General features: G+C 54.2%; 30 protein-coding genes. 16 read left to right on the plus strand and 14 right to left on the minus strand.

The window, feature by feature from the left end; genetic code table 11:
- Positions 1-227: 227 nt before the first annotated feature.
- Positions 228-2,327, plus strand: coding sequence for a TonB-dependent siderophore receptor (locus tag PZBJ_RS00965; protein WP_101760782.1), 2,100 nt, complete (start codon positions 228-230; stop codon positions 2,325-2,327).
- A gap of 62 nt (positions 2,328-2,389) precedes the next feature.
- Here the strand turns inward: PZBJ_RS00965 and PZBJ_RS00970 are convergent, their stop codons facing one another.
- On the minus strand, positions 2,390-2,638 hold the full coding sequence (locus tag PZBJ_RS00970; RefSeq protein WP_008102737.1) for a GlsB/YeaQ/YmgE family stress response membrane protein: 249 nt from the start codon (positions 2,636-2,638) through the stop codon (positions 2,390-2,392).
- A gap of 186 nt (positions 2,639-2,824) precedes the next feature.
- On the opposite strand from PZBJ_RS00970, the gene PZBJ_RS00975 reads away from it, so the two are divergent.
- On the plus strand, positions 2,825-3,559 hold the full coding sequence (locus PZBJ_RS00975; protein ID WP_101760783.1) for a flagellar brake protein: 735 nt from the start codon (positions 2,825-2,827) through the stop codon (positions 3,557-3,559).
- Between the two features lie 127 nt (positions 3,560-3,686).
- On the opposite strand, the gene PZBJ_RS00980 is transcribed toward PZBJ_RS00975, so the two are convergent.
- From PZBJ_RS00980 to PZBJ_RS01010, 7 genes are all read right to left on the minus strand, one after another.
- Positions 3,687-5,174, minus strand: a complete 1,488-nt coding sequence (locus tag PZBJ_RS00980) for an FGGY family carbohydrate kinase (RefSeq protein WP_101760784.1) — start codon at positions 5,172-5,174, stop codon at positions 3,687-3,689.
- Between the two features lie 2 nt (positions 5,175-5,176).
- Positions 5,177-6,121, minus strand: coding sequence for a transketolase family protein (locus PZBJ_RS00985; protein ID WP_101760785.1), 945 nt, complete (start codon positions 6,119-6,121; stop codon positions 5,177-5,179).
- On the minus strand, positions 6,114-6,947 hold the full coding sequence (locus PZBJ_RS00990) for a transketolase (protein ID WP_101760786.1): 834 nt from the start codon (positions 6,945-6,947) through the stop codon (positions 6,114-6,116). Before PZBJ_RS00990 ends, PZBJ_RS00985 begins: the two co-directional genes overlap by 8 nt.
- A gap of 88 nt (positions 6,948-7,035) precedes the next feature.
- Positions 7,036-8,142: an ABC transporter permease gene (locus PZBJ_RS00995; protein ID WP_101760787.1), complete on the minus strand. Its 1,107-nt coding sequence runs from the start codon at positions 8,140-8,142 to the stop codon at positions 7,036-7,038.
- A gap of 1 nt (position 8,143) precedes the next feature.
- Positions 8,144-9,658, minus strand: coding sequence for a sugar ABC transporter ATP-binding protein (locus PZBJ_RS01000; RefSeq protein WP_101760788.1), 1,515 nt, complete (start codon positions 9,656-9,658; stop codon positions 8,144-8,146).
- Positions 9,658-10,269, minus strand: a complete 612-nt coding sequence (locus PZBJ_RS01005; RefSeq protein ID WP_101761033.1) for a DUF2291 family protein — start codon at positions 10,267-10,269, stop codon at positions 9,658-9,660. The genes PZBJ_RS01000 and PZBJ_RS01005 overlap by 1 nt, the downstream gene beginning before the upstream one ends.
- A gap of 13 nt (positions 10,270-10,282) precedes the next feature.
- Complete coding sequence (locus PZBJ_RS01010; RefSeq protein WP_101760789.1) at positions 10,283-11,224, minus strand: D-ribose ABC transporter substrate-binding protein; 942 nt, start codon at positions 11,222-11,224, stop codon at positions 10,283-10,285.
- Positions 11,225-11,407: 183 nt separating this feature from the next.
- Between PZBJ_RS01010 and PZBJ_RS01015 the strand changes: the two genes are divergently transcribed.
- Complete coding sequence (locus PZBJ_RS01015; protein WP_101760790.1) at positions 11,408-12,352, plus strand: sugar-binding transcriptional regulator; 945 nt, start codon at positions 11,408-11,410, stop codon at positions 12,350-12,352.
- A 52-nt stretch (positions 12,353-12,404) separates the two neighbouring features.
- Here the strand turns inward: PZBJ_RS01015 and emtA are convergent, their stop codons facing one another.
- Positions 12,405-13,034: a membrane-bound lytic murein transglycosylase EmtA gene (emtA, locus tag PZBJ_RS01020; RefSeq protein ID WP_101760791.1), complete on the minus strand. Its 630-nt coding sequence runs from the start codon at positions 13,032-13,034 to the stop codon at positions 12,405-12,407.
- Positions 13,035-13,197: 163 nt separating this feature from the next.
- Here emtA and ldcA point away from each other — a divergent pair, with 163 nt between their 5' ends.
- Positions 13,198-14,121, plus strand: coding sequence for a muramoyltetrapeptide carboxypeptidase (gene ldcA, locus PZBJ_RS01025; protein ID WP_101760792.1), 924 nt, complete (start codon positions 13,198-13,200; stop codon positions 14,119-14,121).
- A 23-nt stretch (positions 14,122-14,144) separates the two neighbouring features.
- Positions 14,145-14,819 (plus strand): MBL fold metallo-hydrolase, encoded by a 675-nt coding sequence (locus PZBJ_RS01030; RefSeq protein ID WP_101760794.1) that lies wholly within the window; start codon positions 14,145-14,147, stop codon positions 14,817-14,819.
- Between the two features lies 1 nt (position 14,820).
- On the opposite strand, the gene PZBJ_RS01035 is transcribed toward PZBJ_RS01030, so the two are convergent.
- Positions 14,821-15,204 carry a hypothetical protein gene (locus PZBJ_RS01035; RefSeq protein WP_101760796.1) on the minus strand — a complete coding sequence of 128 codons (384 nt, stop codon included), beginning with the start codon at positions 15,202-15,204 and terminating at the stop codon, positions 14,821-14,823.
- A gap of 129 nt (positions 15,205-15,333) precedes the next feature.
- A complete protein-coding gene (locus PZBJ_RS01040; RefSeq protein WP_008108187.1) occupies positions 15,334-15,513 on the minus strand; it encodes a hypothetical protein in 180 nt (59 codons plus the stop codon).
- Positions 15,514-15,712: 199 nt separating this feature from the next.
- Between PZBJ_RS01040 and PZBJ_RS01045 the strand changes: the two genes are divergently transcribed.
- The 3 genes from PZBJ_RS01045 to PZBJ_RS01055 all read left to right on the plus strand — a co-directional run bounded on the left by PZBJ_RS01045 (position 15,713) and on the right by PZBJ_RS01055 (position 17,054).
- On the plus strand, positions 15,713-16,042 hold the full coding sequence (locus PZBJ_RS01045; RefSeq protein ID WP_101761034.1) for a hypothetical protein: 330 nt from the start codon (positions 15,713-15,715) through the stop codon (positions 16,040-16,042).
- Positions 16,043-16,103: 61 nt separating this feature from the next.
- Positions 16,104-16,655: a hypothetical protein gene (locus PZBJ_RS01050; protein WP_101761035.1), complete on the plus strand. Its 552-nt coding sequence runs from the start codon at positions 16,104-16,106 to the stop codon at positions 16,653-16,655.
- Positions 16,656-16,805: 150 nt separating this feature from the next.
- A complete protein-coding gene (locus PZBJ_RS01055; protein ID WP_101760797.1) occupies positions 16,806-17,054 on the plus strand; it encodes a DUF883 family protein in 249 nt (82 codons plus the stop codon).
- Between the two features lie 31 nt (positions 17,055-17,085).
- Here the strand turns inward: PZBJ_RS01055 and PZBJ_RS01060 are convergent, their stop codons facing one another.
- On the minus strand, positions 17,086-17,280 hold the full coding sequence (locus PZBJ_RS01060) for a hypothetical protein (RefSeq protein WP_101760798.1): 195 nt from the start codon (positions 17,278-17,280) through the stop codon (positions 17,086-17,088).
- A 101-nt stretch (positions 17,281-17,381) separates the two neighbouring features.
- Complete coding sequence (locus PZBJ_RS01065; protein ID WP_007891509.1) at positions 17,382-17,579, minus strand: DUF6404 family protein; 198 nt, start codon at positions 17,577-17,579, stop codon at positions 17,382-17,384.
- Positions 17,580-17,783: 204 nt separating this feature from the next.
- On the opposite strand from PZBJ_RS01065, the gene PZBJ_RS01070 reads away from it, so the two are divergent.
- The 4 genes from PZBJ_RS01070 (at position 17,784) to PZBJ_RS01085 (ending at position 21,892) form a co-directional block, all read left to right on the plus strand.
- Positions 17,784-19,040 (plus strand): mechanosensitive ion channel family protein, encoded by a 1,257-nt coding sequence (locus PZBJ_RS01070; RefSeq protein ID WP_101760799.1) that lies wholly within the window; start codon positions 17,784-17,786, stop codon positions 19,038-19,040.
- 176 nt (positions 19,041-19,216) lie between these two features.
- On the plus strand, positions 19,217-19,576 hold the full coding sequence (locus PZBJ_RS01075; protein WP_101760800.1) for a GtrA family protein: 360 nt from the start codon (positions 19,217-19,219) through the stop codon (positions 19,574-19,576).
- Positions 19,573-20,499, plus strand: a complete 927-nt coding sequence (locus PZBJ_RS01080; protein WP_101760801.1) for a glycosyltransferase family 2 protein — start codon at positions 19,573-19,575, stop codon at positions 20,497-20,499. The genes PZBJ_RS01075 and PZBJ_RS01080 overlap by 4 nt, the downstream gene beginning before the upstream one ends.
- Entirely contained in the window at positions 20,480-21,892 is a 1,413-nt protein-coding gene (locus PZBJ_RS01085) for a glucosyltransferase domain-containing protein (protein ID WP_101760802.1), read from the plus strand. Before PZBJ_RS01080 ends, PZBJ_RS01085 begins: the two co-directional genes overlap by 20 nt.
- A gap of 81 nt (positions 21,893-21,973) precedes the next feature.
- Here the strand turns inward: PZBJ_RS01085 and icd are convergent, their stop codons facing one another.
- Positions 21,974-23,224, minus strand: coding sequence for an NADP-dependent isocitrate dehydrogenase (gene icd / locus PZBJ_RS01090; RefSeq protein WP_064740914.1), 1,251 nt, complete (start codon positions 23,222-23,224; stop codon positions 21,974-21,976).
- A 131-nt stretch (positions 23,225-23,355) separates the two neighbouring features.
- Here icd and rluE point away from each other — a divergent pair, with 131 nt between their 5' ends.
- Genes rluE through hflD form a run of 4 tightly spaced genes read left to right on the plus strand, consistent with a single transcriptional unit; the run spans position 23,356 to position 26,331 of the window.
- A complete protein-coding gene (gene rluE / locus PZBJ_RS01095) occupies positions 23,356-23,994 on the plus strand; it encodes a 23S rRNA pseudouridine(2457) synthase RluE (protein ID WP_370445550.1) in 639 nt (212 codons plus the stop codon).
- A 30-nt stretch (positions 23,995-24,024) separates the two neighbouring features.
- Positions 24,025-24,498, plus strand: a complete 474-nt coding sequence (locus PZBJ_RS01100) for an NUDIX domain-containing protein (protein WP_101760804.1) — start codon at positions 24,025-24,027, stop codon at positions 24,496-24,498.
- Between the two features lie 42 nt (positions 24,499-24,540).
- Positions 24,541-25,653, plus strand: coding sequence for a tRNA 2-thiouridine(34) synthase MnmA (gene mnmA, locus PZBJ_RS01105; protein WP_101760805.1), 1,113 nt, complete (start codon positions 24,541-24,543; stop codon positions 25,651-25,653).
- 36 nt (positions 25,654-25,689) lie between these two features.
- The gene (gene hflD / locus PZBJ_RS01110; protein WP_101760806.1) at positions 25,690-26,331 is read left to right on the plus strand and encodes a high frequency lysogenization protein HflD; all 642 of its coding nucleotides are present in this window, start codon (positions 25,690-25,692) and stop codon (positions 26,329-26,331) included.
- The last annotated feature ends 34 nt before the right edge of the window (positions 26,332-26,365 follow it).

Genomic DNA, 26,365 nt, shown 5'->3' on the forward strand with positions numbered 1-26,365 from the left:
CTGCACATTCCCGTCGCGGCGCGATTTATTGCACGACCCGAACCTGGGTAAGGTTTCGCCAGTGCAATGCGCGATAAATCACGCCGCTACGGCTCGTGCCTGTCATCTGTGCATTTTCCTCACATTCCTCTAGCAACAAACTCACATCTTGAAACATCCGCGACAAAAGATAATAATTCTCAATCTGATATCGATAGCTATTCCCATTAAAATAACAGGAACCTCCCATGACCTCGTTGTTTACCCTTAAACGTGGCCGCGTACTGTGCGCGCTTGCGCTGGCTTTACCCGCGGCAAGCTTCGCTGAAGAGTCGATTGTCGTGACAGCGCAACCGCAAGAGAGCGCCACCTCGCCGACGCAGGGCTATCTCGCCACGCGCAGCAGCGGTGCCAGCAAAAGCGATCAGCCGCTGATCACTACGCCGCAGTCAATTTCGGTAGTGACGCGTCAGCAGATGGAAGATCAGGGCGCGCAGGATCTCAATCAGGCGCTGGGTTACACGCCGGGCGTCTTCACCAACTTTGGCGGCGCGGCCACGCGTTATGACACCATCGCGCTGCGTGGTTTCCACGGCGGCGATGTCGATAACACCTTCCTCGATGGCCTGCGCGTGATGAGTGACGGCGGCAGCTTCAACATCCTGCAGGTGGATAACTGGTTCCTCGACCGCATCGATGTGATTAAAGGTCCCTCCTCCGCGCTCTACGGCCAAACGGTGCCGGGCGGATTGGTGAATATGGTGAGCAAGCGCCCGCAGTTTGCTGAAGAGGGCCACTTCCGCCTGGCGACCGGCACCAACGCCACCAATAACGCCGCCTTTGATTACACCAACGCCATCAACGATCAGTGGGCATTTCGCGTAACCGGCATTACGCGCAACAGCGATACCCAATACGATCACACCCGCGAAGAGAAATATGCGATTTCGCCACAGCTGATGTGGCAGCCAAGTGAAGATACCAACTTAGTGCTGCGCGCCTACCTGCAGAAAGATCCGTCCGGCGGCTATCACGGCTCGGTACCGGCGGAAGGCACGCTCTACAGCCATAATGGCCGCAAATTGAGTGACAGTTTCTATGAAGGTGACACTGCGCTCGATCAGTTCAAACGTCGCGAGCAGATTTACAGCTATGACTTCTCGCACCGCTTCAACGATGTGTGGTCGGTGTACTCCACCGGCAGCTACAGCCACTCCAATACCGAGCTCGATCAGGTTTATCAGATTGGCTGGAACGCAACGAATCCAGACCTGCTGAACCGCTACTACTCCGGTGAGCGTTCATCGCTGAGCGCGTGGGCCAACGACAACCGCTTGCAGGCTGATTTCGCTACCGGCGCGGTTCAGCATCGCGTGACGCTGGGCGCGGAATACCATCGCTATAAAAACGACATCACCAAAGCCAGCGGTGCCGCCAGCGCGCTGAATGCGTGGAACGGCGAAGAAGTGGGCATCATGCCGGACTTCGACTGGACATCGCAGACGCGCCGCTACTATCAAACCGGTTTGTATCTGCAGGATGAGTTGCAGCTCGATCGCTGGCATCTGGATTTGTCGGGACGCTACGATCGCATCGTGTCGGAAAACGGCACCAGCCGTCGTCAGGACGATCACATCAGCGGCCGCGCTGCGCTGCTATATGCCTTCGAGAACGGCATCTCGCCTTATGTCAGCTGGAGCCAGGCAATAACGCCGGCTTCGTTAACCGATCCTTTCGGCAATCAGCTAAAACCGACTACGTCAGAGCAGTATGAAGCGGGCGTGAAATATCAGCCGCTGGGCACGCGCGATATGTACTCAATCGCGGTGTACGATTTGACCCAGGACGATGTCGCCAACCGTAACGTGCTGGACGGCACTTACACGCCGTCGGGCAAAGTGCATTCACAGGGCATTGAACTTGAGGCGCGTAATCAGCTGACGTCACGTTTTAGCACCATCGCCGGCTACACGCTAAATCATCTGCGCTTCAAAGATTCGGTGGACGGTAACGATGGCCATACGCCGTATGTGACGCCGAACAGCATGGCATCGTTGTGGGGACATTATCAGTTTGACTACGGCTTGAGCGCCGGTGCGGGTGTGCGCTATATCGGTAAACAGTGGGCGGATAACGAGAACACCACGCGTCTGCCATCGGTTACGCTGTTTGATGCGTCGGTTCGCGCCGATCTTGGCGCATGGAACTCACAGCTGAAAGGCGCCTGGCTGCAGGTGAATGCCAACAACCTGACCGATAAGACGTATCTGGCCGCCTGTTACGGCACCGGTTACTGCTATCGCGGTGCCGAGCGCACGGTCATGGCCACGGTGGGCTACGACTTTTAATCAGGCATAAAAAAATCCGCCACCCTTTGCGGGATGGCGGATTTCATCAAATCCTGGCGCGATTAACTTCGCACTTTACGGTAGATCCACAGCACCACAATGGCACCAATCACTGCCACCACGAAGCTGCCAAAGTTGAAACCGTCAACTTTACCGAAACCAAACAGGGTACTGATCCAGCCACCGACAACCGCACCCACCACACCCAGAACCACGGTGATGATAAAGCCGCCGCCATCTTTACCCGGCATAATCCACTTAGCGATAATCCCGGCAATCAGACCAAAAATAATCCATGAAAGAATACCCATGTACTGCTCCTTACGTTATTAATCAATGTGTTCACCGCCTCTAGTATAGACGGGATTTTATGATCTGCATCCCAACTTGCCGCCGTAAATAGCCGTTAGCTGACTAAAGGTTAGCGCAGCGACGCCGATAACTGACGAACAGCATTGTCAGTCGTGAAAATAACAATCGGATAAGTGGAGCAGGACGTGGGAGAAGCCGATAAAGAACAATACCTCAAGCGAGGCACGTTAGCGGTTTTGGGCGTGATGAAGGACCTGTTGCGTTTTCAAACCCCGTTGATGGTGAATTTTTCGCGCGGTCAGTTTATCAGCCGCTTGCTGTCAGCCGATGAAGATCAGGTGATCTTTGACCTCGGCAGCAACGCGCTGGATAACGATTTAGCGCTGCAAGGTGGCGAAGTGAATATTGCCGCCGAAACGCACGGTGCCAAAGTCGAATTTGGCTTAACCGGTTTACAGCGGGTTGAATTCGAAGGCTTACCCGCTTTTGCTGCGTCGCTGCCGGAACTGGTGTGGCAGATTCAACGTCGTGAATTCTTTCGCGTCAATGCGCCGCTGGAACCGGTTTTTTATTGCCACAGCCAGTGGCCTGATGGGCGTACCGCGCGTTTCCGCCTGCAGGATCTGTCACTGGGCGGCGTCGGCGTGCTGCTGGACGAAGCGCTACCGGAAGGCCTCAATCGCGGCGATACCTTTAAAAACCTGCGCGTGGATTTAGCTGAGTATGGTCACTTTGAGGTGACTGCACAGCTGCTGCACATTGGTGAACGCACCGTAGTGACCAGCAAGAATGAAACCCGCGCCACACCGCGCCTCAGCTTCCGCTTTACCGCCATCGAACCGATTCAGGAACGCCAGCTACAGCAGGTGATTTTTGCGCTGGAACGTCTGGCGCGTGATAAAGCCAACCGTTTCCAGTAGCGCTGGACGTTTATCACTGTACAACATCGTAGCGGCGCAATTTATTGCGCTATGTGGCATGAGATACACGTCTAAAAGCGCTATAAATCGCGCCGCTACGAAGCGTGCGCGATTTAAATAACGGTAATCAATGCGGCTGATAACGGCAACGCGCCACCGCATCCAGCCAGCCGTGATAATTCTCTTGCATGCTTTTCGCCTGATCCTCACGCGGCGTGATCACGCTACCGCCCTGTAACGCCTGCATCTCACTGCCCTGCTGCCACCAGCCTAAGGTGCGGCCCGCTAATAGCGCGGCGCCCAGCGCAGACACTTCTGCCGTGGGTACGCGTTTCAGTGGCCGCTGCAAGACATCGGCCTGCATCTGCATCAACCAGCTATTTTCCGTGGCGCTGCCATCCACGCACAGCGCTGGAAGTTGCACTCCGCTGGCCTGCTCCATGGCAAAAAACACATCGGCGATCTGGAAGGTGATCGACTCCAGCGCCACGCGCGCCAGCACCTCCGGCGTAGCCGCATCGGTCAAGCCACATACCATGCCGCGCGCTTTCAAATCCCACCAGGGCGCGCCAAGACCGGAAAGCGCCGGCACAAAATAGATGCCCTGATTGTGTTCGCTTTGCTGCGCCAGCGCAGTGAGTTCTCGCGGATCATGAATGCCCAGCATGCGGCCCAGCCACGCCGCGCCGGAACCGGTGTGGGTAATGTTGCCTTCAAAGGCATAGCGCAGCGTGCCGTCGTGCCACGCCACAGTGGTGCTGAGGCCATTTTCCGTCAGCAACGGCGTCGCCATCGACATCATCAGTGATGAACCGGTGCCGTAAGTGGCTTTCACCACCTCTTCGCTGCCGTTGCGCTGCGCTTGCAGCGCAGCGTGCGAATCGCCGATGCGTGACAAAATCGGCGTGCCGGGCGCTAAACCGGGAATATCGTTGCGTGTCACCACGCCTTGCGCGCTGGCCGAGGGCACAATCTGCGGCAGAGCCGCGCGGGGAATATGGAACAGCGCCAGCAATTCATCATCCCAGTCGCCGCTGTGCAGGTTGTAGAGTTGGGTGCGTGCCGCATTGGCATGATCGGTGACGAAGCTTTCGCCGCCGCTCAGCTGCCAGCTCAGCCAGCTATCCACGGTGCCGATACAGAGTTCACCGGCCTGCGCGCGCGCAAATCCATTCGGCAACGCAGCAAGCATGCCGGTAAGTTTGCCGGCCGGAAACATCGGATCGACCGCCAACCCGGTGAGTCCGGTGATGCGCGGTGCTTTACCCGCCACGCGTAAATCGCGGCAAAACGCCTCCGAGCGGCGATCCTGCCAGCTAACGAGCGGCGTCAGCGGCTGACCGTTATGTCGCTGCCAGATTAGCACCGATTCGCGCTGGTTACTGATCGCCACCGCCGCAACCTGCGCCCCCGCACACTGCGCCAGACAAGCGCTCACCGCCTGCTTCACCGCCTGCCAAATCGCCAGCGGATCCTGCTCCGCCAGACCCGGCTGCGGATGTTCCAGCGTCAGCGGCTGACTGCCGCGTGCCACCACATTGCCGGCACGATCGACCGCAATCGCTTTCGCGTTGGTGGTGCCTTCATCAATTGCCAGTATCAACGAACCTGCCATCTTTACGCTCCTGCACAGATGCGCGCTGCACTCTTCACCACGCTGGCGGCATCAATGCCATGTCGGGCACGGGTGGAGGCGCGATCGCCAGCAATCGCGTATTCGCCGTCGGGGATGCCCAAACGCAGCAGCGGGATGCCACAGCCGCCTTCCGCCAGCACTTCCGCCACCAGGCTGCCGACGCCGCCGTTGACGTTGTGTTCTTCCACGGTAATGACCGCTGGATAGTGATTTAACAGCTCGCGCAGCTGTTGGGTATCACAAGGTCGAATCGATGGAATGCTGATCACACCTGCTGTAATGCCTTGCTCATGCAGTTGCTCGGCGGCGTGAACCACCTCGTGAACCGTCGAGCCCATCGCCACCAGCACAATGTCATGACCTTCACGTAACACGTCGATTTGGCCAGGACGGAATTGATAGTTTTCATCGTGCAGCTGCGGCAGATCCTTACCGTCCAGACGGATATACACCGGCCCGACATGCGCCAGCGCATACTCAATAATCTGGCGGCACTCCAGCGGGCAGGATGGCGCATAGATTTCGATGTTGCCGAAGCCGCGCATCACCGCAATGTCGTCGATGCTGTGATGGGTGCTGGCCAGCGGGCCGTAGCTGGCACCGGCATTCAGGCCAAACAGTTTAACGTTGGTGTTGTTGTAGCAGACGTCGACTTTAACCTGCTCATTGGCGCGGGAAACCAGGAACGGCGCGGCGTTGCAGGTCACGGCCACTTTGCCGCCAATTGCCAGACCGGCGGCGGTGCCCACCAGCGTTTGCTCCGCGATACCCACGTTGATCAGGCGATCGGGGAATGCTTTGATAAAGGGCGCAATTTTCGCGGTTGAGGTGGAATCGGCCACCACCGGCACTAAATCGACACCGCGATTAACCGCATCAATAAATGCCTCAACCATTACCGTCGCCAAATGTTTTGCATTACTCATCTTTTAATTCCTCCAGTGCCAACGCAATCTCTTCCCCTTTCGGCACACGGTGATGCCACTCCGGTTTGCCCTGAATAAAGGAGATGCCGAAGCCTTTTTCGGTATGCGCCACAATCACCTGTGGCTTGCCGCTGTTGCGCGGCAGGTTTTCGATGGCGTCCACCACCGCCGCCATGTCATTGCCGTTGCACTCGCTCACATCCAGACCAAAGGCGCGCCATTTTTCCGGCAGCGGATCGGTATTCATGATGTCGCGCGTATGCCCCGCCAGCTGCAGCTTATTCTTGTCATTGATGATCACCAGGTTATCGAGGCCGTAATGCGCCGCCACCAGCGCCGCTTCCCAGTTGCTGCCTTCAGCCAGCTCACCGTCACCGGTGACGACAAAAATGCGTCGGTCGCTGTTATCTTTCTTCGCCGCCAGCGCAATGCCGACCGCCACCGGTAAACCGTGACCAAGCGCGCCGGTGTTCAGCTCAACGCCCGGCGTTTTTTGACGCACCGGATGGCCCGGCAGATGCGAATCGGAATGCTGATAAGTCGGCAGCCATTCGGTGGGGAAATAACCGGCTTCTGCCAGCACGCAGTAATAACCGCCCACCGCATGGCCTTTCGACTGGATATAGATGTCGCGCTGCGGATCGTTGGTGCGATCTGGCGCGCAGTTCAGGATGCGGAAATAGAGCGCGGTAAGGATCTCAACCTGTGAGAGATCGGCACCGGTGTGACCGCCCGCCGGGCTGCCCGCATTAAGCTGGATGATGCGGCGGCGCACGGCGCGCGCTTTCGCTGCCAGATCCGCTACCGTGTATTTGAAAGGATTCATAGACACCTCTGAATTTTAAAGCATGGATGAATATTTATTCGTGATAAAGAAAAAAAGGTGCAGACAATCAGCGCCTGCACCCAACCGATTAACTTTTTGCCGGGCTACCGCCCTCCTCAATCAGCGCTTTCTGCGCCACCACCGCCGCTTTCTGCTGCATGCGGCTCTGCATTTGGTCGATGATCACCGCCACGATAATCACGATGCCTTTGATCACCATTTGCCAGAACTCGCTCACACCCATCATGATCAAACCGTCGGCGAGGAAGCCGATCACAAAGGCACCAATCAGCGTGCCAAGAATGGTGCCGCGTCCACCCGCCAGCGAGGTACCGCCCAGCACCACTGCGGCAATCGCGTTCATTTCAAAGGAGGTTCCGTTCGCCGGATGGCTGGCCACCAACTGCGACGAGACCACGATGCCAGCAATTGCCGCGCAGAAACCGGAGATGGCATAGACCCAGATTTTCACCGACTTCACTTTCACGCCCGAGAGTTCAGCGGCGCGTTCGTTATCGCCAATCGCGTAAACCTGACGGCCAAACGGCAGGCGGCGCGCCACGTAGGCAATCACCAGCGCCAGCAGCACCATCATCCAGATGGCCCACGGCAAACCAAGGAAATAGCCAGCGCCAATCTTGTCGAATCCGGTGTTCCCCAGCATTTCATTGCCCTGCAAACCGGGGAAGGTTTCGCCGCCCGAGGTGAGCATCGCCGTGCCGCGCAGGATGTACATGGTGCCGAGCGTGCAGATGAACGGAGCCACGTTATAGCGGGTAATGATCCAGCCATTGACCGCACCAATCAGGCCGCCAATCAGCAATACAATCGGCACGATTAGCCACACGCTGGGAAAGATAGCGATGCCAAACATCGGCAACACAATGCCTTTGGTAATCAGCCAGCCGGCGATCATGCCGCACAGGCCGAGCGTAGCGCCGATAGAGAGATCGATGCCCGCCGTGATAATGACAAACGTGATGCCGAGCGCGAGAAAGGCGTTAATGGCGATGTGTTTCACCATGATCACCATGCTGCCCACCGCGAGGAAATCGGGCACCGTGATAGCGAAGAAGCCGACAATGAGAAACAGCGCAATAAAGGTGCGCAGTTTGAGCAGCAGCAAAATCAGGCTTTCGCGTGAGTTGAATGCTTTGACAGGCGATGCGAGCGCGAGCGCGCCATTGTTTTTCATATCAGAACCCTTGTGCGCTTGCTTTAACCAGCGCCGCCTCTTCCGCTTCAGCGCGCGGCAGGTCAGCAGTCAATTTGCCGCCGGACATCACAATGATGCGATCGGCTACGGCCATGATCTCTTTCAAATCTGAGGTGGAGAACAGCACCGCAATGCCCTGCTCCGACAGCTTCACCATCATGCGGAACACTTCGCCTTTGGCACCGACGTCGATGCCGCGACTCGGTTCATCCAGCAGCAGCAAGCGCGGATTGGTCAGCAGCGATCGGCCAATCACCACCTTTTGCTGATTGCCGCCGCTCAGTGCGCTAATGGCGACATCCGGCGAGGAGATTTTGATTGCCAGATTGCCGACGGTGCTGGTCACCACTTCGCGTTCCGCCTGCTCTGAAATCACGGTGCGATGCGACAGACGCCGCCACAGGCTGGCGATGGTGAGATTACTCGCCACCGATGAGATGGGAAAAATGCCCGAGCGTTTGCGATCCTCCGGCACCAGACTCATGCCCATACGAATGCGTTCAGCGGTCGGCAGACGCGTCGGCAGCGGTTTGCTGTCGAGCCACAGCTTGCCGAGATAGTTACGCTGCGTGCCAAGCAAACACTCAAACAGTTCGGTGCGCCCCGCGCCCATCAACCCGTAAATGCCGACGATCTCTCCGGAACGCACCTGAAAACTGACATCATCCACCAGCGTGTTGCCGTTCGGGCTGACGCAGGTGATGTGTTCGGCTTCCAGCACCGGCGCACCGAACTGGCGATCCGGCGGCAGGAAAGTGCCGACAGGTTCACTGCCCAGCATTTCGCGCACGATCCACGGCACGTCGATATCGCTGACCTGCGCTTCGGCCTGAAAACGCCCGTCGCGCAGAATGGTGATCACATCACCAATCGCCATCAGCTCCTCGAGCCGATGCGAGATATAGATGATGGAGACGCCCTGACGCGTCAGTTCGCGGATCACCCGAAACAGGATCTCCACTTCAGTTTTGCTCAGCGCCGAGGTCGGTTCGTCGAGGATCAGAATGTCGGCGTCCTCCGCCAGCGCTTTGGCGATCTCCACCAGTTGCTGCTGGCCAACCTTCAGGCTGCCAACCTTCTCATCCGGTGAAATTGGCTGATCGAGGCGCTGCATCAGCGCGGCGGTGCGGCGTTTCTGCTCGGCTTCATTGATGGGCCGAATGCCGCTTTGGATTTCCCGGCCAAGGAAAATGTTCTCCGCTACGCTGAGGTTCTCAAACAGGTTGAGCTCCTGATGCACCATGCCGATGCCGTGACGCGCGGCGTCTCGCGTGCTGTGAAACGCCACTTTGTTGCCATTGAGGAACATCTCACCGCTGGTTGGCTGCTGCACGCCGGCGAGAATCTTCATTAGCGTCGATTTGCCCGCGCCGTTTTCGCCGATGATGACGTTGACTTTGCCGCGCCACACGCGGTAATCCACGCGATCCAGCGCTAAGGTGCCAGGAAACAGCATCGACATCTGATTGGCTTGCAGAATGATCTCGTCGCTCATTATGGATTCCCCTGCTGCAGCCGCACCGCCACCACATCTTCCACTGTGCCCGCGCCCATGCTGACGGCCAGCAGCGCCTGCGCCGGTTTGCCCACCCAGCTGGCATCCACCGCGGGCAGCTGTTTCACCGCGTGGCGATTGAGTGCTTTGGTGAGCTGCGCGTACTGCACCTGATTGGTGAACTCTTCGAAGCGGAAACCGGCCGCATCGCGAATGGCGTTGCCGCGCAGCACCGGACCAATCAACACTTTCACCGGCTTGCCGTTGATGGTCATGGTGAGGCTGCGTTCCCGCTCGTTGCTGTTATCAAACGCCGTCACCGTGCCCGCAGCGCGCACAAACACGCTTTCGCTGCCGCCCGCTTTGACGGTGTGGCTTTTGGTTTCCATATCCGCCCAGCTCAGCGCCTGCTTCTCAGCCGGCTGCTGCACGCGGCTGGCCCAGCTTGACTCCGCAATCTGCTGCGGCGTTTGATCGCTGTAGCCCGGTTTGGCGTTGGGATCTTTCGGCATGATGGGTTTGCCGTTGGCATCGAGATCCACCACGGTGCAGGCGGCTAACATCAGCGTCAGCAGCGCCACCAGCATGCCGCTTAGCGCTTTCCCCTTCATGCCGGCCTCCATGTTATGGCGCCAGCTTAAAGGTTTTCAGCTTCGCGGCGTTGCTGTCGTCAATCAGCACGCAATCCATCAGCTGCTTCTCCTCTTTCTGCGCTTTGCCATTCTTCAGGTAGTAATCCACTTGCTCGACGGCCATCTGCGCCTGATCCCAGCCCGGCTGCAGCACCGTCGCTTTGATGTTGCCTTTATTGAGGATGGAGTCGCGGGTGTAATCGCTGCCGTCGAAGCCGACCACAATCACATTGGTTTTGCCCGCCGCTTTCAGCGCCGCTTCCGCACCGAGCGCCATGGTGTCGTTACCGGAGATCACGCCAACGATATTCGGGTTCTTCTGCAGGATGGTTTCCATGCGGCTGAAGGCTTCAGTCTGGCTCCAGTTGGCACTCTGCTGCGCCACCATCTTCAGATCGGGATAATCATCCAGCACATCGTGATATCCCTGCGAACGTACACCCGCATTGGTATCTGACTCTTTGCCCAGCAGCTCGACATAATCCCCTTTGCCGTTCAGCAGTTTGGCGAACTTCTCGGCGCCGAGCTGTGCGCCCTGATAGTTGTTGGAGACGATTTGCGCCACGGCGATGCCGGTTTTATTGATTTCGCGGTCAATCAGGAAGGTAGGAATGCCGGCATCTTTGGCTTTTTGCACCGGGCCAACGGTGGCATCCGCACCGGCGTTATCAAGGATGATGGCTTTGGCTTTGCGCGCGATGGCGGTTTCAATCAGCTGATTTTGTTTATTCACGTCATCATCGTGTGAGGCCACCAGCGTGGTGTAACCGAGGGCTTTGGCTTTCTCCTGCGCGCCGTCGGCTTCGGCCTTAAAGAACGGGTTGTCATGTGATGGCGTAATAATAGCCAGCAACCCCTTATCCGCCGCCAGCGACGCCGCCGAGATCATCATGATTGAAGCAAGTAGAGAGACTTTGAGGACAGAGGCTTTCATTTGTTATCTCCGATTGAATATATATTCAATTGCGATTTTATATGCATAATGACTATGCGCTGGCTTTCTGAGCACGTCCATTGCCCGATCCTCAAAAAGCGAAAACGATCACAAAATGTTCTGCGTTGTTATTTATGACAGGCTGATTAACAATACCAGGCAGGTTAAGAGAGAGAAAAAACCATGGCAAAACAGGATGAACAGCGGCTGATGGTGAAAATCGCCACGCTTTATTATGTGGAAGGCAGGAAGCAGTCCGACATTGCGCAGCTGTTGAAGCTGTCGCAATCTTTTGTGTCGCGCATCCTTAATCGCAGCGTGAAAGAAGGTGTGGTGAAGATCAGCGTGGTGCCGCCGGCCAATGTGTTCCCTGAGCTGGAAAAAGCCATTGAGCAGCTGTATCAACTGCCGCAGGTGATTGTGGTGGATGTGCCGGATCAGGCTTCCGCATTGCAGATCAAACAGGCGATCGGTTCCGCCGCCGCGCACTATCTGGAAACGCGGGTGCGTGCCGATGAGCTGATTGGCATTTCCTCCTGGAGCGGCACCATTCGCGCCATGGTCGATGCGCTGCATCCGCTCAGCGCGCCGTGCAAAGGCGTCATTCAGCTGCTGGGCGGCGTGGGCGCTAACGGCAATGTGCAGGCCACGATTCTGACGCAGAATCTCGCGGCGCTGCTGGGTTGTCCGGCGTGGCTGCTGCCGTCGCAATCAATCGAACACTCGGTAAAGGATCGCCAGCGTTTATCGGTTAATCCCGATGTCGCGGTGGTACTGGAAAAGTTTGATCAGGTGGACCTGGCGATTGTCGGCATCGGCGATCTCGAGCCGTCCGCCCTGCTGCGTAATTCCGGCAACTATTACGACGGTGAGATGCTGCAAACGCTGGCCGAACGCGGCGCGGTGGGCGATATCTGCCTGCACTATTTCGATGCTGATGGTCAGCCGGTGCTGAGCGCTGAGGAAGATCCGGTAATTGGTATGGAGTTGGAGCAGGTAAAACGCTGTCCGCAGGTGGTGGCGTTAGCGGGCGGCAAAGAGAAAGCGCAGGCGATTCGCGGGGCGTTGCGCGGCGGTTATGTGCAGGTGTTGATTGTGGATTATCCGACGGCGCGATTGTTGGTGTAGCGGCGCAATTTATTGCGTCATAAATCGCGCCGCAACAGATAGGTGTACAGCATCAACCGATGGTACGGTAGGCGGTGGTGACTTTCCATAAATAACGCGGGGCCTGCGCCGCCGGATGCTTATTCTGTACGTGCTGGTAAAACTCGTCCGGCGTCATGGAATTGATCATCGCAATAGCACGCTCGCGGTCACGCGAGAAAGTACGCAGCAAGGCACCGGCACCGTTGGCGTAGGAGACAATGGTGGCGTAACGCAGGGTCAGCGGATCGCGAATTCCGGCTAAGGCGGAATCCTGCAGAATTTTCAGGTAGGCCGCGCCAATATCGATGTTCTTCGCCGGATCGCGCAGCTCGGACGAGGATGGCTGACCATGACGGCCCTGGGTGCGATAGACTTCGCGGCCCGCGGTCGAGGCCTTAATTTGCATCAGACCAACCGCATTGGAACGGCTCACCACGGTGGGATTGCCTCCGGATTCGACACTAATAATGGCGCTGATTAACTTCTCATCAACGCCATAATGACTGGCGGCATCTTCGGTAAACATTGACCATGCATCATTCACCTTCGACGGCGGTGCCTGAGTTAACGGCGTATTCTTCTCGGGCAGTGCCGGTTTTTCCGGCTCGCTGGAACAGCCAGCAAGCAGCAGTGCAGAAAGCATAAGTAGGCGAATTTTCACTGATTTTTGGTTCCGCAATAGGGTTGGCGCAAGCTATCATACCTGGCGCAGCGCGATGCAAAATTACCGTTTATCCTAAATCGGTAAAAAACCTTATGCTACCGTGACTTCGATAACGCATTTCGTCATCATCAGCAGGCCACTCTACAGCAGGATGGAAGTTATGGTTACTCCCCGCACGCTACGTCTCATCGCCCCTTCCGGTTATTGCCACAATCAGGACGCCGCCCAGCGCGCGGTGAGTCGTTTACAGGCTGCTGGCCATCATCTTGACAATCTATCGGCGATCACCCGCCGCTTTCAACGCTTTGCCGGCGATGATGCGCAGCGGCTAAATGATATCAATGCGCTGGCCACGCTAGAGGCGCTGCCCGATATCGTGCTGGCGGTGCGTGGCGGCTACGGCGCTTCACGTTTGCTGGATAAGATCGATTACGTTGGCCTGCAACGTCGATTGCTCAATCAACCGGTGGCGCTGTGCGGCCATAGCGATTTCACCGCGCTACAACTGGCGTTACTGGCACAAATCGGGCTGATCACCTTTAGCGGGCCGATGTTGGCCGGTAACTTCGGCGCCGAGGCATTATCTGATTTTACCGAATCGCACTTTTGGCAAACGCTGACATCACCTACAGTCAATCTAAGCTGGCGCAGCACCAGCCCGGATCACGGCCGCTGGCAAGGCACTTTATGGGGCGGCAATTTAGCGATGATTTGCTCGCTGATTGGTACGCCGTGGATGCCGCAAATTGAAGGCGGCATTCTGGTGATCGAAGATGTGAACGAACATCCGTTCCGTATCGAGCGCATGCTGATTCAGCTGCAGCAGAGTGGCATTTTGTCGCGCCAGCAAGCGATTATTACCGGCAGCTTTACCAGCACATCGCTGTCGGCGTATGACAACGGTTTTGATTTTGCCACCGTGTGGCAGCGCATTCGTGACGAGTTTCAGATTCCAGTGATTAGCGATCTGGCTTTTGGACACGATGCCGATACCGTGACGCTGCCGCTGGGCGCTAGCGCCACGTTGCAGATTGAGAATGGAGAAGCACAGTTCGCCTTCACCGGCCACCCGACATTGCGCTAACGTGTTGCCGCAGGAGACCGACAATGAAGCCACTGTACGACGATTTGTGGATCTCCACGCCAGAATTCCCCGCCGAAGAGACGGCGAGTGACTTAATGATGCATGGCTTTATGCTGTGCCACCCACGCGGCAATTTATTGATTGGCCGCGTGGAGCATCCGCTCGATCATGAGTTCCTTAACGATGCCGGCGGCGTCATTCGCCACTATTTGACTCACTGGCACGAAGCCGCGCCGGGGGCGATCGCCATTCAGCAGCGCTTTAATAGCGCGCTCTATTGCCACAGTCGTTCGCTCGGGCCGGTCAGTTTGGTGATTGAGCCCGACGAAACCTTTACACAGCAAGAGACGCACTTCGGCGATTTTCACCTGCTGCCGACGCCCGGACACACGCCCGGCAGCAGCAGCTATCTCTATCACTCGCCGCTCGGCCACACTTATCTGTTTGTCGGCGATACGCTGACCCGCGATTACAACCGCTGGATCAGCGTGCTGATGCCTGAAAGCAATCCCACCGAACTGCAGCAGTCGCTGGAGTTGTATCGCTCGTTACGCCCGGATGTCGTGCTGATGAGCACCACGCGCGGACATCTTTCGTGGGCTAAGGTGAATTTGCAGAGCTGGCTGGCAGCCATTGATGAGGCGGAACAGTCGCCGCTGGATTTGCGCCAGCGGCAACTCATCAAACCGGGTTATTAACTCACGAGTTTGGACGCGCGCTGTCGTCGTAGCGTTCCAGCGATAGAATCTGCGCATCGCGCTTATCGGTGCGGCTGCAGGGCAACAACTTGTTGCTGTTGGCGTAGACGAAGAAAGTTTCATCGTTCTTTTTGTTCACGATTAACTGATCGCCATTACGAAAACGGGTGATGGCAACCTTGTCACCCCCTTTCAGGCTGGTGCGCTGCTGCCCGGCAGCAATCTGGAAGTGGCGCGTTGGCCACATTAACGTACTCAAACCATACTCGGCACGCGATACCGTCATAGTCGGACGGCCGGGACAGGTGATTTGGTATTCGGTTTCGCTCCAGGCGGGCGCTATCTGACATGCCAGCACGCCAACGGCCATGACTAGTGCCTTCATTGGGTTCTCCGCTGAGGTTAAATGATGATTTCGTGGCGTGATTGGCCTTGCTGCTGCATTCCATAAACTTCATCCAACAACAGCAAAGCCTGGTACATCAAGCGCAATGAGATTCTGCGGGAGCAGGCACTATTCAGCGGCCACTTGCGCCGCGACCAACATCAATGCCAGTCCGGCTTCTTCGGCTTCAAAACGCTGCATCACTTCCTGAATGGCCGCTACGCAGTTCATTACCTGCTTCTTTTTGTCGGCTTCTAATTTGTCGATCGCGTGCTGAAGAATCATTAAACTCGCTTCTTCTTCTTTCATTAATTTACCCTTGTTTTGCTTACCTGGTGCGCAACGCTGGCAAGAATACCGTTTCTCTGCTAGTAAAGTCACCCCTTTACATTCCTTCCGCTTAACGATTATACAAATGACAAATGGGAAGCAGCGTCAGACCTGCTATGATCCACTTATCAGTACGCATAGGCGTGCCATGGCAAACCAGGGAATGAAGCAGGTGCTCATGTGGCGAATCACGGTTGTACTCACCCTTTTAATGTTAGCTGGCTGCAGTTCCGCACCGAAAGGTGTCGACTGTCCGGGCGAAGTGTCGACGATTTATGGACAATCGATGGGCAACACGCAGGCGCGGATCTTTGATTTGGTGAGCGCCTTCGCCGTATCGCGCGATGGCGTGAAGGTGCAAAGCGGTACGCTGCACTCCACCGATCGCTTTCAGTACGTGCCATCGGCCATCACCGCGGAGGGCTTTTACGCGCAACGCCTGTCTGATAAACAGTTCCGCCTGATCAATCCTTATCAGAACACCATGATTACCTGGACGTGCCCATAAGCCGTGCGTCGCAGCGTGAGATGGTTTATTGTCTGCCCATCGCACGCGGCGGACCTGCATGATGGAAAAGAGTCTGGATAACAACGGCTATATCGATTTCCCCTTTCCGGCCAGCACCAACGCGGATGGCTCGGTGAACCCCTGTGGATTTGACCTCACGCTGGAAACCGATCGTATTGATGAGATCACCGCCGGTAAACACTCCGAAAATATGCGGCGCCTGCTGGAAGAAGTGAATCTGCAGGATGGCTTATTTATGACGCTGGCCTGCGACTGGCAGCAACGTGACGATGGCGTGTGCGGATTTATCGATGTGGCATTTCGTCCGACGGTGGCAGGCTTCAATACGGAAGAGACGCAAAGCCTCGATCAGGCGTTTGAAATCTACCTCAGCCGTCAGGAGAAGCAGCACAACATGCAGAGTGGCACGCTAATCAACTACGCGCGTGCGGTGCTTGATTGGAGCTGGTCTCCCCTGCAGCAGCGCCACATGCGCTACGAAAAAGTGACCTTGCGCTATTACTGCCAGCAGGCCGACGATGCCGAATGGTGTTTTGACCACCTGCGTCACTTTCTGGTGAGCTGGTATCCGGCTTATCGCGGTCAGCGCTAACTTCAGGTTTTCGCTTTCCCACTCCGCTGGCATGCGCAGAATTTTTGCGTACTGCAAACTGCTGTTACAACCTTTACCGCTGCGTCATTTGCTGCCTGCAGTTTCTCTGACTACGCTTTACAGGACATTCACCACGATCAGGGAGTCATTATGAGCGACAAAGCGGAAGCAAAATTGAATGAAGCGGCGGGTGCCGTCCAGGAAAAATTTGGTCAATTCACCGGTTCACGCCGTCATGAAGCCAAAGGCGCGGCGCGTCGTTATCCGGCTCAGGCCAGCTATGCGGTTCAGGATGCAGCGGATTGTGTGGTGAAATCGGTACGCGATAACCCCGCGACCGGCCTGGCAGTTGCAGCCAGCATTGGTGTGATTGTCGGTTTTCTGCTCGGACGTAAGTAATCCGTTAAAACGGGGCCTCAAGGCCCCGATTTTAATGGTGCTGACCCACTTCATATATTCCTTCTTTGATATGTTCATCCGGCGTTTCAGCCACATCTACGGTGCTGTTTTCCATCTTCAAATGACGATCGTGCTGCAGGGTTAAAGTTATTGAGCTTGAAGGCTGTGCGCAAGCGACCACAGACAGCAGCAGAAAAAACCACGCAGCGACAACTTTCTTTCCCATCGTTCTTTTTCCAGCAAGCTGAGATATGTTGGCTCAGATTGCCCGAGTAAATGAAAATGAGCGTCAATGTGCCGCAAAGCTCTGTAGTCAGTTGTGTACAACTACACCTGCGCGCGCCGTGCTTTGTATCGCGCAACCATGGTCATCAGCGCCTGGTAAATTAACCCCGCATACAAGCTCATCACGATCACCATGCCGATCTCTTTGCCCTGCGCCTGCCACGAAACAAACCACATAAAGATGCCCCACAACAGCGAAAACAGCAGCCAGCCTTTAACGAACTTGATTACACCTTGCATACCACCTCCTGAATCGTAAGCGCTGAAGATAACGGTTTAGTCTTTAATGCACACTGCCATCAGCATGTAAATGTTAACTGTTTCAAAGTTCTGCGAAAGGGAATGTAAACCCATGATGGTGTAGACTAATGCGCACGCGTCGCATATCGCTATCGGCGCGATTATGTTTGAATTCCCGCCAACACTGTCCGGCATGTGGTTGAAATGAATTATTTAAGCAAGATACAAAGTTTTATTGAGGGTAACACGGTGCTGTCGGCCGCTTTCAGCCTGGTGTTATTGATGTTTGCCGGCATGATCGCCCATCTGATCTGTAAATTCTTTATCGTTAAAGTGGTCAGAAAGGTGTTCTTCAGCACGCACAAAAATCAGGTGCCGCTGGATAAGGACGTCAGGCTTTCGGAGAAGCTCTCTAACTTTATCCCGGTGATCACGGTCTATTATCTGCTGCAGTTTATGCCAGATTTACCCGAGCATCTGTTGATCGCAATTAAGACCATCTGCGGCATTCTGTTCTTCGTCTATTTATCGCTGTTCTTTACCGAAGTGCTGGAGATCGTTAATAACTCCTATTCGAAAAAAGCCAAGCGCAAAAATCACTCGATCAAGGGTTATATCCAGGTCGGCAAGATTCTGGTGCACATTATTTCGGCGATTATGATTCTGGCGATTATGTCGAATAAATCGCCGGTGATTATTATCTCCAGTTTGGGTGCCGTAGCGGCGGTATTGATGCTGGTGTTCCAGCATACGCTGATGTCGCTGGTGGCCAATATTCAGGTGTCATCGAACGATGTGCTGCAACTCGGCGACTGGATTGAGATGCCGGATAACGGCATCAGCGGCGAAGTGATCGATATCGCGCTGCATACCATCACCATTCGCAACTGGGACAATACGCTGTCGCGTATCCCCACCAAAAACTTCCTCACCGAAACCTATACCAACTGGCAGGCGATGTTCTCCTCCGGCGCGCGCCGCATTATGCGCAGTTTCCATCTTGATCAGATGTCGATACGCTTTCTCGATCACGAGATGGTGCAGCAAATGAGCCAAATCCGCGGCGTCAGTGAGCAACTTTCAGCACTGATGGATGGCCGCGATAGCAATGCGGTGGGCGAACGCTGGTTTGCAGAAAACGGCATTACCAATCTAACGGTGTTTCGTAAATACCTGACGGCGTGGCTGTCGCAGCGCGACGATATCAAAAAGGATATGTATATCGTGGTACGCGCCATGAAGCCTTCGCCCGAGGGCTTGCCGGTGGAGGTTTATTGCTTCACCTCGTCAGTATTGTGGGTAGATTACGAGGATTCTCAGTCGGCCATTTTTGAGTATATCTATGCAATTGTCGGTCACTTCTCGCTGCGGATGTATCAGCAACCGGGCGGCAGCGATTTCTGGCGGCTGTCGCAGGAGCGTGCCCAAATCACCAAAACCAATGAGCAGCAAGTCGATTAATGCATTAAAAAAACGGAAGCGATTAACTTTCGTTTTTTTCTGACGATGAGTGAATAGCCTGCGCTTATGACATACCGGTGAGGACGCTGATTTTTCAACTTTATTTATTGTACCCCTGCATGTAAAATTCGCATCTATTTTGCAAATAATGATGTCGTCATGGCTAATATTTCACTATGTTGAAATTATTCTCACGTTTCTTATCAGTTGGCATCATTAACACCCTGATTCATTGGATGGTGTTTGCAGCCCTGTATGCTCTTAATACCCGCCAATGGCTGGCTAATCTGTTGGCTTTCATTGTCGCGGTAACTTTTTCATTTTTTGCCAATGCACGCTGGACGTTTAAAGCCGAAGCGACAACTTTTCGCTATGTCATCTTCGTGGCCTTTATGGGCATGATGGCCGCAGGCATTGGCAGTTTCGCCGATCATACGCATATTAATCCGATTATTACGCTTATTTCATTCTCAATAATAAGCCTGGTATTCGGCTTCATCTATTCAAACTTTATTGTTTTTAAGGTGAAAAAGTGAAAATTTCCCTGGTCGTTCCCGTCTTCAATGAAGAAGACGCAATACCGATATTCTACCGTACCGTCAAAGAAAAACTCTTTTCTTACCCTCTCGAAATTGTCTTCATTAATGATGGCAGTACCGATAAAACCGAGCAGATTATTAAGTCGCTGCGGGATGATGATGAATCTGTATTAGTCATTAACTTTATTCGTAACTTTGGTAAAGAAACCGCGCTGCTTGCCGGACTTGAACATGCTACTGGTGATGCAGTCATTCCGGTTGACGTTGATCTTCAGGATCCCATCGAAGTGATTCCCTTGCTCATAAGCAAATGGCAAGAGGGATGGCCGATTGTGCTGGCAAAACGCAATGACCGCAGTAGCGATAGTCATTTTAAGCGTAAAACGGCTGCATGGTTTTATAAACTGCATAATAAGATCAGCTCACCAAAGCTAGAAGAAAATGTTGGAGACTTTCGTTTACTTTCTCGCGCGACTGTCGAAAACATAAAGCAATTGCAGGAACGCAATCTGTTTATGAAAGGCATCCTGAGTTGGGTGGAGGGTGATGCTGCCATCGTGGAATATAGCCGTTCAGCGCGCGTTGCGGGAGAGGCAAAGTTTAACGGATGGCGACTTTGGAATTTAGCGCTTGAAGGGCTGACCAGTTTCTCAACCTTTCCGCTCAGAGTGTGGACCTATATTGGTTTTTTTGTCGCATTCCTGTCGTTCGTTTATGGCGCGTGGATGATCATTGATAAAATAATATGGGGTAACCCGGTAGCAGGTTATCCATCACTACTGGTATCAATACTGTTTTTGGGTGGAATTCAATTAATTGGAATAGGTGTGCTAGGTGAATACATTGGCAGGATATATATTGAAACCAAGCATAGACCTCGATATATTAAAAAGGAAGCAGATGACAAACATAGCTTGTAATAACTTTAAAGTTTATCTTTTTTTAGCTGCGGCATTATTGGTTTGCTATAGCCCTGTCTTTCTTTCAAGCTATGCCTTTTCGGATGATTGGTACTATCTGTTCAGCGCCCAAACTGATCCTGCCAGCATTTTCAAGTGGGACGTCCTTTCTGGAAGGCCGGCCTATGGTGCTTTGCGCTATGGTTTCTCTTTCCTGATATCCAGCCTGGACTCATTGATACTGATAAGAGTGCTATCCGTTGCCTCTCTCATATTACTAAGCTGTTACTTTTACAAATTTATCTCTGATAGAGATATCCTTAAAAATCCATTGCAGAGAGTTATATTCTCTTTAGTGATCTGTTTACTGCCCTCTTTCCAGGTATTCAACGCCTGGTCAGTATGTTTTCCTTTTGTAACGTCTATTCTTCTTGCTGGATGGAGTTACTCAGCATTAACCCGATTGCGTGGTATTAAGGGAGTAACGGTGTCAGCCTTGCTGATTACGCTCTCTTTCGCTATTTACCAGCCCACGGCCATGTGTTTTCTTTTTTTTGCGTTTATGGACACTTGCCTGACTCCACGTAAAGTCACTAAAAAAGAACTCATTCGTACATTGTTAATGATTTTCTTTGGCATGCTGATGGCATTAATATTAGCTAAAGTCATTCCGCTCCTGTTATTCGGCGAGACACTTTCAAGAAGTAACATTACCCTCGATCTCATGGGGAAAATAAAATGGTTCTTTGTAGAGCCATTAAAAAATGCCATCTGTAATTTTGACACTGGCAGAAAAGCACTATCGGTTATCATCTCACTGTTATTCATCTTTATTGGGCTGAAAAAAATTAGCGGGAACGGCAAGGAGAAAGTGATTTTATCTTTACTGTTCGCTGTTGCAGCAGTGACACCAAACTTATTGGTGACAGAGAGTTGGGCGGCTTATCGAACAATCAGTGCGCTCTCGCTGATTACCACGTCTTGCTTCCTTATCGGGCTATTCGCGGTGGTCGATAAGACAAAATACTCACGATTCCTTTATCTATTGCTACCTGTCGCTGCCGGATGGCTTGCAGCCAGCAATATTAAAGAGGGTTTTTCTTCACCTCAGCAAAAAGAGTATGCCCTTTTAAAAGACGAAATAACTAAAGTGGTCGCCAAAGATTTCGATGGTGCCCTTTACTACCGCTTAAATAGTGAGAATTTGCCAAAAATTGCAAAATCATCGAAATATGATGAGTTTGGTTCTTTATCTTTAGGCATGCCGTGGACGTTTGCCGGTATGGCATTTACCGTAAAAAAAGAAGCGGGTATGCATTACACTCTAACCAAATCGCCAGTGATCACCGGCAATGAGAGCTGCACAGGAAAATGCATGATTATCGATGCTCAGTCGGTGCTGGCAAGGCAATAAACTTAGCTGGCATATCTGCGAAATTGAGATAAAAAAACGGGAGCCATTGGCTCCCGTTATGCTTTCTGCCCGAGTGGCAAATTACATGTTGCTAATGATCGCGTCACCAAACTCTGAACATTTCAGCAGTTTAGCGCCTTCCATCAGACGTTCGAAATCGTAGGTCACGGTTTTGTTAGCGATAGCGCCTTCAACACCTTTAACGATCAGGTCAGCCGCTTCGAACCACTCCAGGTGACGCAGCATCATTTCTGCCGACAGAATCACTGAACCTGGGTTCACTTTATCCTGACCTGCATACTTCGGTGCTGTACCGTGCGTCGCTTCGAACAGGGCACATTCGTCACCGATGTTGGCGCCTGGTGCGATACCGATACCGCCAACCTGTGCCGCCAGGGCATCAGAGATGTAGTCACCGTTCAGGTTCATACAGGCGATCACGTCGTATTCCGCCGGACGCAGCAGGATCTGCTGCAGGAAGGCGTCGGCGATCACGTCTTTAACGATGATCTCTTTACCGGTGTTCGGGTTCTTGAACTTCATCCACGGGCCACCATCGATCAGCTCGCCGCCGAACTCTTCTTTCACTAACTGGTAACCCCAGTCTTTGAAAGAACCTTCGGTGAACTTCATGATGTTGCCTTTGTGAACCAGGGTCAGAGAATCACGGTCGTTGGTGATGGTGTATTCAACCGCTGCGCGCACCAGACGTTTAGTGCCCTCTTCCGAGCATGGCTTAACGCCGATACCACACTGCTCAGGGAAGCGAATTTTCTTCACGCCCATCTCTTCGCGCAGGAACTTGATCACTTTATCAGCTTCTGGCGTGCCCGCTTTCCACTCGATACCGGCATAGATATCTTCTGAGTTTTCACGGAAGATCACCATGTCGGTCTCTTCTGGACGCTTAACCGGGCTTGGCGTGCCTTTGTAGTAGCGAACCGGACGCAGACAAACGTACAGATCCAGCTCCTGACGCAGCGCAACGTTCAGAGAACGAATACCGCCACCAACTGGAGTAGTCAGCGGGCCTTTGATGGCAACGCGATATTCTTTGATTAAATCGAGGGTTTCCTGCGGCAGCCAGACGTCCTGGCCGTAGAGTTCTACAGATTTTTCGCCGGTATAAATTTCCATCCAGGAAATTTTTCGCTCGCCGTTGTAGGCTTTCTTCACAGCGGCATCAACCACTTTCAACATTACCGGGGAAACATCAACGCCGATACCGTCACCTTCAATGTAAGGAATAATCGGGTTATTCGGAACATTCAGTTTTCCCTGATCCAGGGTGATTTTTTGACCTTCCGCCGGAACAACTACTTTGCTTTCCATCAACCTCTCCTTCGAGCGATTTTTTGTTAATGATTTGTAAGATGCGGGTCAATACTACTTGATTATTTCCGCTACGCCAATCACCGTAGTTTCGCGCTATAATGCGCCGAATGTTTCCGACTGCAAAGCCCATGCGAAAAACTTCTCAACGAATTCACCAGGATAAGCGCGCAAGCGCCCCGGCACGTAAGCCCGTGCGCCGCGATACCCGTCCGAAAGGCCCAAGACGCGTCATACTCTTTAACAAACCATTCGATGTTTTGCCGCAATTCAGTGACGAAGCCGGACGCCGCACGCTGAAGGATTTTGTGCCGGTGAGCGACGTCTACGCCGCTGGCAGACTCGATCGCGACAGCGAAGGATTGATGATTTTGACCAACGATGGCGCGCTGCAGGCGGCGCTGACGCAGCCCGGCAAGCGCACCGGAAAGGTCTATTTTGTGCAGGTGGAAGGTGCGCCGCAGGAATCAGATTTATCCCTGTTACGCAGCGGCGTGACGCTGAACGATGGCCCCACTTTGCCGGCAGGGATTGAGTTAGTGGACGAGCCAGAGTGGCTATGGCCGCGCCAGCCGCCGATTCGTGAACGCAAAGCGATTCCCACCAGCTGGCTGAAAATCACCTTGTTTGAGGGACGAAATCGCCAGGTGCGCCGCATGACGGCACACATCGGCTTTCCGACATTGCGCCTGATTCGCTTTGCGATGGGCGAACATCAGTTAGGCGATTTGCCCCCGGGTGAATGGCGCGATATCAGTGCAGCCATTTAATAACTTTTAGTTAACAATTTCGGAGGAAGGATGTTTAAACCTCATGTAACGGTCGCCTGTATTGTGCAGGCACAGGGACATTTGCTGGTGGTTGAAGAGCGCGTGCACGGTCGTATTACCTGGAACCAGCCCGCCGGGCATCTTGAGGCCAATGAAACCCTACTCGAAGCCGCCCAGCGTGAACTGTTTGAAGAGACCGGCATTGAAGCCAAACCTGAATATTTCCTCGGCGTGCAGCAGTGGATTGCGCCGGACGATACACCTTTTGTGCGTTTCCTGTTTGGCCTCGATCTGGCCGAAAAAGTCGATACCTCGCCGCACGATCGCGACATCGACTGCTGCTGGTGGCTGCCGCCAGAGCAGATTCTGACGGCCAATCGCCTGCGTTCGCCGTTAGTGGCAGAGAGCGTGCGACTGTGGCAACAAGGCGAGCGTTATCCGCTGCATCTGGTCGCGCCGTTCCAGTGGCCGTTTCATGAGGGTGCGCGCCCCGCTTCTGCATGATAGAATGCGCCGCCTGTTTTTATCGTAATTTAAGAGTGCGTCATGTCTGACAACAGCCAGAAAAAAGTGATCGTCGGAATGTCCGGCGGCGTCGATTCTTCCGTTTCCGCCTGGTTACTGCAGCAGCAGGGCTACCAGGTTGAAGGCCTGTTCATGAAGAACTGGGAGGAAGACGATGGCGAGGAGTATTGCACCGCCGCCGATGATCTGGCTGACGCACAAGCCGTGTGTGACAAACTCGGCATCAAACTGCACAAAATCAACTTCGCCGCTGAGTACTGGGATAACGTGTTCGAGCACTTCCTGGAAGAGTACAAAGCCGGCCGCACGCCGAATCCTGACATCCTGTGCAACAAAGAGATCAAGTTCAAAGCCTTCCTTGAATTCGCGGCGGATGATCTCGGCGCAGACTTCATCGCCACCGGCCACTACGTGCGCCGTCAGGATGTGGATGGCCAAAGCCGCCTGCTGCGCGGTCTCGACGGCAACAAAGATCAGAGCTATTTCCTCTACACGCTCGGCCACCAGCAGATCGCGCAAAGCCTGTTCCCGGTTGGCGAACTGGATAAGCCAGAAGTGCGCCGCATCGCTGAGCAGCTGGATCTGATCACCGCGAAGAAGAAAGATTCCACCGGCATCTGCTTTATCGGTGAGCGCAAGTTCCGCGACTTCCTTGGTCGTTATCTACCTGCGCAGCCGGGCGAAATCGAAACTGTTGATGGCGAAATCGTCGGTGAACATCAGGGCTTGATGTACCACACGCTCGGCCAGCGTAAAGGTCTGGGCATCGGCGGCCGTAAAGAGAGCAACGACGATCCCTGGTATGTGGTCGACAAAGATGTGGCGCGCAATCGCCTGATCGTGGCGCAAGGCGGCGAGCATCCGCGCCTGATGTCCGTGGGGTTGATTGCCCAACAGCTGCACTGGGTTGATCGCCAGCCAATGAGCGCGCCGCTGCGCTGCACGGTGAAAACCCGCTATCGCCAGACCGACATTCCGTGTGAAATTATTCCGCACGGCGATGACCGTATTGAAGTCCGTTTTGACGAGCCGGTTGCGGCCGTCACGCCAGGCCAATCCGCCGTGTTCTATCTCGGTGAAGTGTGCCTCGGCGGCGGCATTATCGAACAACGCCTGCCTCTGGCAGAAGCCTAAGGTCGGCGCTGCCCGACGCGATGACAGGAGTTAAGCGTGGCTAAGAACTATTATGAGATTACGCTGGCGCTGGCGGGCGTATGCCAGGCCGCCCATGTGGTGCAACAGCTCGCGCAGCAGGGAAATTGCAATAACGCGGCACTGAATGTGTCGCTGCGCAGCCTGATCGATCTCAATCCCGGTTCGACGCTGGCAGTGTTTGGCAACGACGAAGCCAATTTAAAGGTTGGATTAGAGACCTTGATGGCGGTGTTGAACAGCAGCAATCGTCAGGGTGCCAGCGCTGAACTGACCCGTTATACCTTAAGCATGATGGTGCTGGAGCGTAAGCTGCATGGCAACAAAACCGCGATGAACACGCTGGCACAACGCATCGGCCAGCTTGACCGCCAGCTGGCGCATTACGAGCTGGAATCGGACACCATCATCAGCGCAATGGCCGGCATTTATGTGGATGTAATTAGCCCGCTGGGCCCGCGCATTCAGGTGACCGGTTCACCGCAGGTGCTACAGAATTCACAAGTGCAGAGTAAAGTGCGCGCCGCCTTGCTGGCCGGCATTCGCTCTGCGGTGTTATGGCAGCAGGTTGGCGGTGGCCGTCTGCAGCTGATGTTCTCGCGCCAGCGCTTGCTGAGCGAAGCTAAAACCATTTTATCCCGCCTGGGCCCGGCGTATTAAGCGCCGCCCCGGCATAATTGTTAAACGATTCAGG

This window comes from Pantoea endophytica (genome assembly GCF_002858935.1).
In the GTDB taxonomy this organism is placed as follows: Bacteria; Pseudomonadota; Gammaproteobacteria; order Enterobacterales; family Enterobacteriaceae; genus Pantoea; species Pantoea leporis.